Raw genomic sequence first — 13,063 nt, forward strand, 5'->3', positions numbered from 1 at the left:
TCCGAATCCACTCCTTGATCGCTGGGATACTGACGCCATGCCTCGCGTGCTCCTGATCGAAGACGACCCCTCCGTACGGGAAGGGGTCGAACTGGGGCTGCGCAGGCGCGGGCACGACATGCGGACCGTCGGGACGGGCGAGGCGGGGCTGGCCGCGCTGGACGAGTTCCGGCCCGAACTCGTCCTGCTCGACCTCATGCTGCCGGGAATGAACGGCGTCCAGGTCTGCCGCCGCATCCGGGAGACGAGCCAACTGCCGATCATCATGCTCACCGCCCGCGGCGACGACTTCGACGTGGTCGTGGGGCTGGAGGCCGGCGCCGACGACTACATCGTCAAGCCCGCCCGCACCGAGGTCATAGAGGCCAGGATCCGCGCGGTGCTGCGCCGGCTCGCCGAACCCGCCGGGCGCAGCGGCGTCGAGAGCCACGGCGCACTGACGGTGGACCGGGTAGGTCTCACGGTCGCCAAGGCGGGGGAGCGGCTGCTGCTCGCCCCCTCCGAACTGAAGCTGCTCCTGCATCTGTCGGGCTCGCCCGAGCAGGTCTTCAGCCGCCAGCAGCTCCTCGAATACGTGTGGGAGCACAGCTACCACGGCGACGCCCGGCTGGTCGACGCCTGCGTGCGCAGGCTGCGCCAGAAGATCGAGGACGTGGCGGGAGCCCCGCGCTACATCCAGACCGTCCGCGGCTTCGGCTACCGCTTCGGGCCTCTCGGATGAAGCTGCTCGCCGGCCGGTTCGGCCTGCGCACCCGCCTCATAGCCGCGTTCCTGTTCGTCGCCGCGGTCAGCGCCGCCACGACCGCGACCCTGACCTACCGCGAGGCCCGCTCGGCGATCCTGCAGCAGGCGCAGGACACCGCCGTCGCCCAGTTCCGCGACAGGATCGGCGCGCGGGGCATCGACCTCCCGCCGGACCGGGCCGGGCTGCGGGACATGTGCCTCGCCCTGGCCCGCGACGGAAAGTCGCGCACCTGGACCGTCTTCGCCGAGTACGGGAACCTGCGGGTCTCCTCCTCGGACCGGACGACCTCCACCGTGATCACGGCCGCACTGCGCACGGCGGCCCGGGACAACAGCCACGGCTCGTTCCAGCGGGTCGTCAAGGACGGCAAGCCCTGGCTGACGGTCGGCATGCCGACCTTCTTCAACCGTGGCGACGGCCGCCAGCCCACCGGCCTCGTCCTCTACGCCGTGATGCCGCTCGCCACCGAGGAGGCGAACGTCGCCGCCATGGTCACCGCGGCCCGTGACGGCGCCCTGCCCGCCCTGCTCATCGCCCTGGTCCCCGCCCTGCTCGCCGCACGCAGCGTGCTGCGCCCGGTACGCGAACTGCGCCGCGCCGCCGCCGGTATCGGCCGGGGCGAACTCCGCACCCGGATCGCGGTCCGCGGCTCCGACGAACTCGCCGAACTGGCCTGGACGTTCAACGAATCGTCGACCAAGCTCCAGGAGTCCGTCGACGAGCTCCGCCAGGCCGAGGAACGGGCCCGGCGCTTCGCCTCGGACGTCAGCCACGAACTGCGCACCCCGCTCGCCGGCATGCTCGCCGTCACCGAGGTGCTCGACGAGGACGCCGCCGGGCTGCGCCCCGACACCGCGGCGGCCGTTCGGCTGATCAGCACGGAGACCGGAAAGCTCGCCACGCTCGTCGAGGACCTGATGGAGATCTCCCGGTTCGACGCCGGGGCGGCCGATCTCCACAGCGACGAGGTCGATGTGGCCGAGACCATCCGTAAGACGCTCCAGGCCCGTCGCTGGGACGGCCGGGTCCGCACCGAACTCCCGGACGGCGTGCGGGCGATGCTCGATCCGCGCCGCTTCGACGTGGTCGTCGCCAACCTGGTCGGCAACGCCCTGCGGCACGGGGCGGAGCCCGTCACCGTACGGCTGCGGACCGGGCAACGGGACGGGACGGCCCGGCTGGTGACGGAGGTCGAGGACAGCGGCCCGGGCATCGAAGCGACCGTGCTCCCGCACATCTTCGACCGCTTCTACAAGGCCGACGCAGCCCGCACCAGGTCGACGGGGAGCGGGCTGGGCCTCTCGATCACCCGGGAGAACGTCCGGCTGCACGGCGGCACGGTCAGTGCCGCGAACGGGCCGGCCGGCGGCGCGGTGTTCACCGTCGAACTGCCGATGGAGGGACGATGAGGGGCGGGCGCACGCTCGGCGTGTTTCTGCCCCTGGTGCTGCTGGCCGCGGGCTGCGGCATCCGGGCGACGGACGTCGTGGAGGCCGGTGAACCGGCGATCGTGCAGGTGCCGACCGGGCAGTGGGGCACGGTCCTGTACTTCGTGTCCTCGTCCTCGGCGGCCCGGCTGATGCCGGTCGTACGCTACTCCGATTCGCTGGGCGAAGCGGGTGGGCCCGGTTCCGGCGGGGAGAAGCATCAGGCCGAAGCGGCCAAAGCCCTCGACCTGCTCTTCTCCGGCCCCACCGGAGCGGAGCGTGCGGCAGGCCTCCGCTCCGAACTCCCCGACGAGCGGTTCAAGATGGGCGTCCAGATGAACGCTCAGGGCGTGCACGTCACTTTGTACACCCGGGTCACCGGGCTCTCCGAATCCGCCCGTCAGCAGCTCTTCTGCACCGCGGCCCTGGCCGGGACGGCCGACCGGAGCGAGGCGGTGACGGTGACCGGCACCGACGGCGTCATCGGGCCGGCCCACTGCTCCGTCTGATGTGTGGTCCGGCCCCGGAACCCGGGAGCGATCCCGTCGCACACCGCGGCGTTCCGCTCCACCGCGCTCGCGGTGACGGGCGTCCCCTTCGGCCGTCCGGTCACCGGTCCGGTCCCCCGTACGGCAGGACCGGGACCGGGACCGGAGGATCCGGCCCACCGGTCCCGCCCCGCCCGGGTACTCAGTGGCCGGCCGGGTCAGGTGCGCAGCGCCAAGTAGGGAGCCATCGCCAACAGGCTGACGACCAAGGCGTACTTGAGGCGCCGGGCCGGAAGCCGGTGGGCGATGCGCCAGCCGATCAGGACCCCGGCCAGCTCCGGCACCCCCACCAGCGCGGCCAGCGGCCAGTCCACATCGCCATGAACCACGTACGCCACCGTGCCCGCGCTCGCGATCACGATCGACTGGGCCTGTGCCGCGGCCAGCGCCGCGAGTACCGGCAGCCCGCAGACGACGAGCAGCGGCACGCTCAGCATCGGGCCGCCGAGTCCGAACAGGCATGCCACGAGCGACACGACGACACCGACCACCGCCGTGCGCACCGGCGGGATGCCGGGGTCCGCGAGGTCTTCGGGCACGTCCGGGGTGCGCCGGTCGCGTACCCACACCAGCACGCCGGTGACGGTGACCGCGAAGGCGAGCAGCAGTCCGAAACCGGGCCCCTCGACCAGGGTGTTGCACAGCACGCCCAGCGGGGTGCCGACGAGTGCGGCGAGGGCGAGCACGGCGGCGCAGCGGCGGGTGCCCGCCGCCTTCAGCTGGCCCGAGTGCGTGTAAGCCGTCGTGCCCAGGATGCCGGTGGCGACATGCGTGACGATCGCGGTGCCGGCGACACCGGACGGCGACAGACCGGTGAGGAGGAACAGGCCGATCGTCGGCAGCACGCCGCCGGGCCCGATGGCCGTGATCCCGATGCCGCCGAGCAGCCCGGTGAGGGCCAGGAGGACGAGATGGGCCGCGTCCAGGTGGGCCGTCATCGGTTCAGCTCCTCGGCAGTACGGTGCGCAGCGCGAACCGGTCGGCCCGCACGCGCAGGGACTCCACGTCGACCGGACGTCCGTCGGACAGCCGGGTGAGCCGGTCGATGGCGAACAGTGCGGCACCGTCCGCGACGTCGAGCGCCCGCGCGGTGTCCGGCTCGGCCGTGACCGCGTGCACGGTGACTTCGGCGCTGCCCAGCGCGGCCCCGGTCGACTCCTCGATCAGCGCGAACAAGTCGCGTCCCGCCAGGTCGCGTTCGAGCAGTGGCCGCCCGATGTCCGGGGCCAGCCACGTCGAGTCCAGAGACAGCGGGTCGCCGTCGAGCCGGCGGAGCCGCTCGATGTACACGGCCTCCGATCCCGGAGGGAGAGCGAGACGCTCGGCGATCGCCGGGGGAGGGTGGGGGACGACGCGTGCCTCGCGTACGTCGTTGGAGACCGTGCCGTAGGAGGTGAGCTCCTCGGCGAGCCCCACCAGGCGGTCGAGGCCGTGCCGGTAGGTGTGTGCGGTGACGAGGGTGCCGATGCCGCGCCGCCGGACGACGAGGTTCTCGTCCCGCAGCAGGTTCAGCGCCTCCCGGGTGACGTTGCGCGAGGCGCCGAGCGACCGGCTCAGCAGGTGTTCGTCGGGGAGCCTGCCATCCGTGAACTCACCGGCGACGATGCGCTGCCGCAGCGCGTCCGCGGCCCGTCGCGCCTGTGCTGCCCGTCCCGTGCCGGCCATGTCCCGCCCTCCTTCCCGGTTCAGGGCTGCAGACCGTACCCGCCTTCATGTTTCGCCGGTGTTACGCCACCCACTGCGACCTGGGGAAACATCTGACCTGTGGTTCTGCCGCGGGTCGGCGCGCCAACGCCGGGCCACTGTCCGGCACCGGTCGGCCGCGTCCTGGGATCCGGCAGCCGGAGAGGGGTCGGTGGAAGACCGCCCGTCAGGGCTTCGGGATGACGTCGGGGCCGATTCCCGCTGCCGCGAGCTGTCGTACGGAACGGCCGAACTCGTCGACCGCTGCCAGGAGGACATCCCAGGTGACAGGTGCACCACCACGCTCCAGAACTCCGGTGTGAAGACCGGCCCGACCCGCCGGCCCTCGGCGAAGTGCATGAGGCGGACCAGTCCCGGATCCGCCTGCGCGGAGTCGAGTGCGAAGTCCTCTCGGGGGCCGGCGTCCGAGTTCCGGAGCCACCGCGCCAGGTGGTGGGCCGGCTCCGCCACGGGGGAACGCCTCCTCGGACCACACCACCCGCCAGTCCTCCGACATGGACGGCTCTGCCTCCCTGTCGAGGAGAAGCACATCCAAAGGAGCCTCCGAGGGGCGAGAGCACGCCGCGGCAGATCCGGCAGTCCGAAGTCTCGGCACACGAGCCGCACTGCCAGGCCGCCATGAGATCTGCGGCCTGCTCCCGGCCGGGCAAATGCGGACAACGGTTCCAAGTCGCACCGGCCGCCCCACTCGCGTACCGATTGCGGCCGGCGGGGCCGTTGTGGAGCCGGCCGCCGCCGCGGTCACGGATCCGGCTCTATTTGCCGCACCGTTATGGACACCACGCGAGACGGCGTGGTGTCCTACGTGCCGAGCAGGTGGTTTCCAACGTTGGAAGAAGTCGGGGCGGCAGGGACGCGCCACCGACCGACGTGCAGGAGAACGGAGTTGCGTGTGATACCCGCATCGATGAACCGTGGCAGGAGTCCACGGCGCGTGCGCCGGAGAGTGGGCGTCGCCGCCGTACTTGCCGTGGCCGCCTCGACGACTCTGACCGGCGCGGGCGTCGCCTCCTCGGGAGGGGAGCGCGGCCACCGGATCCCGACCGTCACCTCCGGGGACGCCCGCTTCGAGATCCTCTCGCCGACGCTCATCCGTACCGAGTACGCGGGTGACGGCGAGTTCACCGACGAGGCGACGTTCAATGCGATCGGGCGCGAGGGGTTCACCCCGACCGCCTACACCGCGCGGACGAAGGATGGCTGGCTGACCGTCTCGACGAGCGCGATGACCCTGCGCTACCGGGTCGGCTCCGGGCCGTTCGACGCACAGAACCTCTCCGTCCGGCGTGACGCGGGAAAGGCGCCGGTGACCGCCGCCCCCTGGCAGCGGCTCGTCTGTGCGGTCGGCGCCCTGTGCGAGGCGGAGGACCTCCGGCTCGACGGGCTCGGCACCGCCGCCGATCACCGGGACCACACCGGGGCAGCCTTCGCCGCCGGCTTCGAGGCCACCGGCAGTTCGGTGTCCACTGACATCGATGTCAGTGCCGCGGGGACCTACCGGTTCGCCCTGAAGTACGCCAACTCCCGGGGCGGAGACGGCAAGACGGAGACCCGCACGCTGTCGCTCTCGGTGGACGGTGGTACCCCGCAGAAGGTGAACCTGCCGGCCACGGCGGACTGGGACACCTGGGCAAAGGCCACGGCGGAGGTCAAGCTCGGCAAGGGACCGCACACGATCGCGCTGACCCGGACCGCCTCGGACTCGGGATCGGTGAACGTCGACAGCGTCGCCCTGCTCCGGCCCGATGACGACACCTACCCGTCCGTCGCCGACACCGCCATCAAGGACTGCCTCTTCGGGACGAGTTGCGAGGCGGAGGCGGCGCGGATCGGCGGCACGGCCACCGGCGCCCTGGACCACCAGGGATACGCGGGCAACGGCTTCGTCGCCGAACTCAACAAGGGGTCCAGCCTGACGGCCCACGTGGTCGGCGTGCCTGTAGACGGCACGTACACGTTCAGAGTGCGCTACGCCAACGGACAGGGCGGCGACGGACTCCACCGGACGCGTACCGCCACCGTGACGACCGCGGCGGCCGGGCCGGCCTCGACCCTGGAGCTCCCCGCGACGAAGAACTGGGACGACTGGCAGACGGCCGCCGTCCCCGTCACCCTCAAGGCCGGCGACAACGACGTCACCCTCGGCTGCCCCGACCCGGCCAGTTGCCACATCAACGCAGACACCCTCTCCCTGGCCGCCCCGAAAGCCGCCGCTCCGCAGCCCCACATCGCGCTCGGCGGATACCGTCGCGGCCTCGACGGCGTGACCGGCGAGGGCGCCGCCCCCGTCACCACGCCGGGCCTGCTCAACCAGGACGGCTGGTACCTGCTCGACGACTCTCCGTCGGCCCTGTACGACACCAAGGCGAAGAAGGTGCGCCCCCGCCCCGGGCACGGCGGCGCCCCCTACCAGGACGGTTACGTCTTCGGCTACGGCCATGACTACAAGCAGGGCCTCACGGACCTCGCCACCCTCACCGGGCCGCCCGCACTCCTGCCCACCTGGGCGTACGGCGTCTGGTACTCCGAGTACATCGACCGGACCGCCGCCGACTACCAGAAAAAGATCCTGCCCGCCTTCCGCGCCGAGGGTGTGCCCCTCGACGTCCTGGTGACCGACACCGACTTCAAGGCCGGTGACACCTGGCGGGGTTGGGAGATCGACCCGGCGAAGTTCCCTGATCCGGCAGGCTTCTTCGACTGGTCGCAGGCCCAGGGACTGCACAACACCCTCAACGTGCACCCGAGCATCCGGGCCTCCGACCCCCAGTTCGCCCAGGCGCAGACCACCGCCAAGGGCAAGCTGGTCAAGGGCGGTTGCGGCGACGACTGCTACGTCTTCGACTTCGGTGACCCGGACCAGCTCAAGGCCTACATGGACCTGCACCGGACCATGGACCAGCAAGGCAACGACTTCTGGTGGCTGGACTGGTGCTGCGACGCCTCGCAGTCCTCGCTGAAGGGAGTGACGCCGGACGCGTGGATCAACCAGCAGTACGCCGACGCCTCCGCCGAGGCGATCGGCAGGGGTTTCGTCCTCTCCCGTGCCTACGGATCGCTCCAGGCGGGCGGATACAGCGGCCAGCAGGCCCTGCCGACCGGCCCCTGGGCGGACAAGCGCAGCACCGTCCACTTCACCGGCGACACCGCGTCCACCTGGGGCACCCTCCGTCTGGAGGTCGGCTACACCCCGGGCGAGTCGGCGGCGACCGGCATGGCGTCCATCACCCACGACATCGGTGGCCACAACGACACGACGGGGATCCCCGGTTCGGAGGAATCCACGCACAAGCTGCCCGACGACCTGTACGCCCGCTGGGTCCAGTTCGGCACCTTCCAGCCGATCGACCGTCTGCACAGCAACCACAGTGACCGACTGCCCTGGCAGTACGGCCCGTCGGCGCGGAAGTCGGCGAACGCCTTCCTCAACCTCCGCGAGAACCTGGTGCCTTACACCTACACGCTCGCCGAGGAAGCCAACCGCACCGGTGTACCGATCGTCCGACCCACCTACCTGGAGTACCCGGAGGAGCCGCAGGCGTACGCCGCCGCCGGCAGTGAGTACTTCTTCGGCTCCGACGTGCTGGTCGCCCCGGTGACCACGCCCGGTGAGACCGCTACCACCTCGGTGTGGTTCCCGCCGGGGCAGTGGACCGACTACTTCACCGGCAAGACCTACGCCGGCGGCACCACCCAGGACGTCACGACCACCCTCGACACCATGCCCGTCTTCATCAAGTCGGGCGGCATCCTGCCCACCCGCACCCACGATGTCACCGACAACGACCGCAACCCCCTGACGGACGTCACGCTGTCCGTCGCCGCCGGCGCCTCGGGCTCGTACCGAATGTACGAGGACGACGGCACCACGACGCTGAAGCAGCGGAGCGCCACGACGACGGTGACGTACCGGGAGAAGGGTGCTCAACGGACCGTTTCCATCGGTGCGGCCAAGGGCTCCTTCAAGGGCCAGGTGAAGAACCGCCGGTGGACGCTCTCCCTCCTGGGCACCGCCCACGCCCCCACCGCGGTCACCGTGCGCGGGGTGCGGCTCGCCCCGGACGCGTACCACTGGGACGCCGGCACCGGAGTCCTCACCGTCACGCTTCCGAGCCGGTCGGTGCACACGCCGGTCACGGTGACCGTGCGGTAGCGGTCGCCCGGGACCGCCCGGAGGTCCGACGACCCGCGTGCACCCGGGTGGCGAGCGCCGACGCACTCGCCGCCCGGGCCGGAGGGCGCCGAGTCGGCCCGCGGTCGGAGGCGGGCCCTTCGGAACGCGCCAGTCCGGATCTGTCGACCGGATGAGTCCGGCCAGTGGTTCTTCGCATCGCGTCTTGACCGATCCACCTCCAGTCGGAAACGGTGTCCCCTGGAGCGGAACGCTTCTCGGTTGGCCGGCCGCCGGTCCGACAGCGGGGGAGAGGTTGTCTGTGGGCAGGGAAGCGGACATCGTGGTGGTCGGTGCGGGCCCAGGCGGGATCGCGTGTGCGATCGCGGCGGCCGAGGGCGGATCACGCGTCGTACTCCTGGAGAAGACCGCCGATATCGGCGGGGCCCTGCCGTGGTCGGGCGGCCATCTTTCGGCCGGTGGCTTCTCGCTCCAGCGTGCGCGGGGTATCGAGGACGATCCCGAGCGGCACTGGCAGGACATCGCCCGGATCAGCGGCGGCACCGGGCGCGAGGACCTGACCCGGCTGTCGCTGGCGGAGCAGCCGTCCGTGCTGGAGTGGCTGCTCGACGCGGGTTTCGCCGTCGACCCGGCGACGCCGCGCATCGTCCACGGGCACGAGCAGTACCTTGTTCCGCGCACGGTCCACGCGGCCGAAGTGCCGGGCGGGCCGGCCCTGCTGGCAGTTCTGCGCCGACTGCTCGCCCCGCACCTGGCTTCCGGTGCGGTCCGGCTCCACTGTGGTGTCCGGGTGGTGGAGCTCTGCGCCGCGCCGGACGGCCGGGTGACCGGAGTACGGACCGAGGGCGGCCGAGCCTTCGGCGCGGCGGACGTCGTCCTCGCCACAGGAGGATTCGGCCATGACCCCGAACTCTTCGACGAGTTGGACAACGCCCCGCTGACCACCTCGGCGGCGCCCACGGCGACAGGTGACGGTATCCGTCTGGGGCGTTCGGTGGGGGCGGGCATCCAGGGCCGGGGGAAGTACCTGCCGACCTTCGGCGGCCTGCCGCCCGAGCCCGGCACGCTCCGCGTGGACTGGGTGCATCGCCCGCAGCTCGTCGCTCCGGAACGGCCTCCGTGGGAGGTGTACGTGGATGTGCGCGGGAGGCGGTGGACGGCGGAGGACGAGCCGTCCATCGACCGCAAGGAACGCGCCCTGGCTCGCCTGGACCGGATGACCTTCTGGACGGTCTTCGACGCGCGGGCGCTCCGATCGTCCCGGCCGATGGTGCACGGCTGGAGCCCCGAGGAGTTCGACGCCGCCTGCGGCCGCCGCCCCGGCCTGCACCGCGCACCGGATGTCGCCGGCCTCGCGCGCCTGGCCGGCATCGCACCGGGCGGCCTGGCCGAGCAGGTGGCCCGCTACAACGGCTTCGTCGCGGCCGGGCGTGACCCGGAGTTCGGCCGGACCCATCTGCCCGCGCCTCTGGTGGAGCCGCCGTTCTACGCGGTGGAGAACCGGCCGGTCACCGTGATCACCTTCGCGGGACTGGACGTCGACACCCGCCTGCGGGTGCTCCGTGAGGACGGTCGTGCGCTTTCGGGCCTCTACGCGGTGGGCGAGGTCATCGGGTCGGCGGCGGTCAACGGCAACTCCTTCTGTTCCGGGATGTGCCTCACGCCCGCCATGGCCTTCGGCCGCATCCTCGGACGTGCGCTGGCGGACCGACCCGCCACCCCGGGGCCGGCGGCCTGAGCCCCAGGGCGTGTTTCGAAAGACGTCGCGCGGCAGGCGGCGCTTTCGAAACGCGCTCCAGGGGGCCGGTCGCCGGCGGTGGTCTCACGAGTGCTGGAAGGTGAACCCCGCCCGGCGCAGCAGTGCCGAGGAGATCGGGTGCGCCGGAGTGCGGATCTGCTCCGCGAAGGTGAGCGGGGGAAGGCCGGCGGCCGCGCACACCTTGCCGAAGGACTCGGCGTTGGTGGGTGGCACCGTGGCGTCGGGCACGGCGTTGTAGAGGCCACTCAGTTGCCCGGTCAGGACGAAGGCGAGCGCGCCCGCGGCGTCCTGGTGGTCGATGCGGTGGCGCAGGGCGCCGGACGCGAACGGCACGGTGCCACCGAGGTGTTCGTGGGCAAGTCTCACCCGCGCGGTGTCGTCCAGGTCGCCGGGATGCCCGGTGACGTCGGGGAGCCGTACGACCGCGCCACCGGGCAGCGCCAGGACGGCGGCCTCGGCCGCCAGGAAACTTCGCGGGGACGCGTCCTCGCTCGTGGTCGGCGCGGTGTTCTCGTCGACGACCGGGCCGGCGGCGTCGCCGTAGACGGAGACCGACCCGGCCATCACCACCCGGGGGTGGGCCGCCGCGGCCGCCCGTGCGGTCGCCACCAGCGCGTCGGCGTACTCGGCTGCCCGGGATGCCGGGTCCAGGGCCCGTCGCAGCCGGGGGCTGACCGTGAGGACCAGCCCGTCCGCCCCCTCGGCGACCCGCCGGATCGCCTCGGTGTCCCGGCCGGAGAGCACTACCGCCTCACCGCACACCTCAGCCACCTCCGCCCGCCGCTCCTCGGAGGTGGTGGTGCCCACCACCTCGTGCCCGTCCGCGCGCAGCAGCCGCGCGACGCCCCCGCCGACATTGCCGCAGCCGATCACGACATAGCGCACCCGACACACCTCCATAAGGAAACAGTGTTCCACTGTGGCGCACGAGACGTCGACGCGCCAGTACCGAAGGGCTGTTGACCGCGACTTCGGTCCTGTGCCGCTCGGCCGCACGGTGCGTAGTGACGTTTCCATGAGGGAAACCATGTTGACGTAGGTGGAACCGTGGCAGTAGACAAGAGGGGTGCTCATCTCCGATCACCGCTGGGCCCGCGGAGGACGTCGTCATGCCTGATGCACCATCCTTGCCCGACCCGGTCCGGCGGATCATGGCCGGCGGTGTCACCGTCACCATGGCGGACGGCGTGCGTGCACGCGCCCTCGACTCCGCCGGCCGGACCGCGGTCGTCGACGGGGAACGCACTCTGACCTTCGCCGCGGTCCACGCGCGCTCGAACCGGCTCGCCCAGGCGCTGCTCGGTGCCGGCCTGGTACCGGGCGATCCCGTCGCGGTCCTGCTGGGCAACCGCCTGGAGTACCCCGAGGTGGCCGCCGCCCTGGCCAAGGCCGGACTGCCGATGGTGCCCCTGGGTATCCGTCAGACCGGCCCCGAGGCCGCCTGGATCGTCGGGCACAGCGGGGCGCGCGCCCTGATCGTCCAGGGCGAGCGGGCCGAGGAAATGCTCGACGCCCTTTCGGCGAGCGCCGACCGGATCGCCCTCGTGCTCACTGTGGGTGCGCCCGGCCCCGGCCGTGCGTACGAGGAGGCGCTTGCCACCGCGCCCGACCGTGACCCGCTGGTGCGGGTCGGCGGCGAAGACGTCTTCTGTATCCAGTACACCTCCGGGACCACCGGCCGTCCCAAAGGCGCGCTGCTCACCCATCGGGGCCGGGCACTGACCGCGCTGCTCTCGGCGCACGAGTGGGGGCTGGGGGCCGGCCGGACGAGCATGGCGGTCGCTCCGATGAGCCATGGGGCGGGGTTCATGTTCGGCTTCGCGCCGGTCCTGACCGGTGGCACCGTCGTGATGCTGCCCCGCTGGGACCCCGCCCGCATGCTCTCCCTGGCCGAGGAGCACCGGGTCCAGTCCGTGTTCCTCGTGCCGACGCATGCGCAGACCCTTCGGGCGCTGGGCGAGGACGCACCCGCCCGGCACCGCCTCGACGCCCTGGACACGCTGTACTTCAACGCCGCCGCTCTGCCGGTTCAGTTGAAGGAGTGGGTGCTGGACGCGTTTCCGCTCTGCGGGGTGCATGAACTGTACGGTTCGACCGAGGGTGGCGTGGTCACCGACCTGCGTCCTGTGGACGCCCGCCGCAAGGCCGGTTCGGTCGGTGGGGCCTGGTATCTGACCGAGGTCCGCGTGGTCGACGACGAAGGCCGTGCCGTGCCCTCCGGCGAGCCAGGGGAACTGTTCAGCAACTCTCCCTTCCTGATGGCCGGATACCTCGACGACCCCGAGGCGACCGCCGCCTGTACCGCCCCGGACGGCGCGCTGTCGGTGGGCGACGTCGCCACCATGGACGACGAGGGGTACGTGACCATCGTCGACCGCAAGAAGGACCTGATCGTCTCCGGCGGGCTCAACGTCTACCCGCGCGAGGTGGAGGAGGCACTCCTGCACCACCCGGCCGTGGCCGAGTGCGCGGTGGCGGGAACGGCCGACCCGGTGTGGGGTGAACGGGTCACGGCCTTCGTGGTGTGGGCGCCCGGCGTCGCCCCGGCCGCCGTCGAGGACCTCGCGGACTTCCTGCGTCCCCGGCTGGCCGGATACAAGCTGCCGCGTCGGCTGGAGGCCGTGGAACGGCTCCCGCGCAACTCGGCTGGCAAGGTGCTCAAACGCGAACTCCGCGACGGGGCAGCCCCGTTGCGGCCGTAGCAAGATCCCAGTACGGCATGAGAAGCGAAAGGCGGTGGCGCGGTGC

Annotated in this window: 9 protein-coding genes; 6 read left to right on the plus strand and 3 right to left on the minus strand. The window is 71.9% G+C overall.

Annotation, left to right across the window (positions count from 1 at the left end):
* Nucleotides 1-37: 37 nt before the first annotated feature.
* Genes ACIBJG_RS28080 through ACIBJG_RS28090 form a run of 3 tightly spaced genes read left to right on the plus strand, consistent with a single transcriptional unit; the run spans nucleotide 38 to nucleotide 2,681 of the window.
* Nucleotides 38-721 carry a response regulator gene (locus tag ACIBJG_RS28080; RefSeq protein WP_399311526.1) on the plus strand — a complete coding sequence of 228 codons (684 nt, stop codon included), beginning with the start codon at nucleotides 38-40 and terminating at the stop codon, nucleotides 719-721.
* Entirely contained in the window at nucleotides 718-2,154 is a 1,437-nt protein-coding gene (locus ACIBJG_RS28085; protein WP_399311528.1) for a sensor histidine kinase, read from the plus strand. Before ACIBJG_RS28080 ends, ACIBJG_RS28085 begins: the two co-directional genes overlap by 4 nt.
* On the plus strand, nucleotides 2,151-2,681 hold the full coding sequence (locus ACIBJG_RS28090) for a hypothetical protein (RefSeq protein WP_399311529.1): 531 nt from the start codon (nucleotides 2,151-2,153) through the stop codon (nucleotides 2,679-2,681). Before ACIBJG_RS28085 ends, ACIBJG_RS28090 begins: the two co-directional genes overlap by 4 nt.
* A gap of 197 nt (nucleotides 2,682-2,878) precedes the next feature.
* Here the strand turns inward: ACIBJG_RS28090 and ACIBJG_RS28095 are convergent, their stop codons facing one another.
* Nucleotides 2,879-3,658: a sulfite exporter TauE/SafE family protein gene (locus ACIBJG_RS28095; RefSeq protein WP_399311531.1), complete on the minus strand. Its 780-nt coding sequence runs from the start codon at nucleotides 3,656-3,658 to the stop codon at nucleotides 2,879-2,881.
* A gap of 4 nt (nucleotides 3,659-3,662) precedes the next feature.
* On the minus strand, nucleotides 3,663-4,385 hold the full coding sequence (locus ACIBJG_RS28100; RefSeq protein WP_399311533.1) for a GntR family transcriptional regulator: 723 nt from the start codon (nucleotides 4,383-4,385) through the stop codon (nucleotides 3,663-3,665).
* Nucleotides 4,386-5,331: 946 nt separating this feature from the next.
* Between ACIBJG_RS28100 and ACIBJG_RS28105 the strand changes: the two genes are divergently transcribed.
* Complete coding sequence (locus tag ACIBJG_RS28105) at nucleotides 5,332-8,577, plus strand: TIM-barrel domain-containing protein (RefSeq protein ID WP_399311534.1); 3,246 nt, start codon at nucleotides 5,332-5,334, stop codon at nucleotides 8,575-8,577.
* 280 nt (nucleotides 8,578-8,857) lie between these two features.
* Complete coding sequence (locus ACIBJG_RS28110) at nucleotides 8,858-10,294, plus strand: FAD-dependent oxidoreductase (RefSeq protein ID WP_399311536.1); 1,437 nt, start codon at nucleotides 8,858-8,860, stop codon at nucleotides 10,292-10,294.
* 84 nt (nucleotides 10,295-10,378) lie between these two features.
* Here ACIBJG_RS28110 and ACIBJG_RS28115 read toward each other — a convergent pair whose 3' ends face one another.
* On the minus strand, nucleotides 10,379-11,200 hold the full coding sequence (locus tag ACIBJG_RS28115) for an NAD-binding protein (protein ID WP_399311538.1): 822 nt from the start codon (nucleotides 11,198-11,200) through the stop codon (nucleotides 10,379-10,381).
* 224 nt (nucleotides 11,201-11,424) lie between these two features.
* On the opposite strand from ACIBJG_RS28115, the gene ACIBJG_RS28120 reads away from it, so the two are divergent.
* Entirely contained in the window at nucleotides 11,425-13,017 is a 1,593-nt protein-coding gene (locus ACIBJG_RS28120) for a class I adenylate-forming enzyme family protein (RefSeq protein WP_399311539.1), read from the plus strand.
* The last annotated feature ends 46 nt before the right edge of the window (nucleotides 13,018-13,063 follow it).

It is taken from the genome of Streptomyces sp. NPDC050422, assembly GCF_044458665.1.
Taxonomy (GTDB): domain Bacteria; phylum Actinomycetota; class Actinomycetes; order Streptomycetales; family Streptomycetaceae; genus Streptomyces.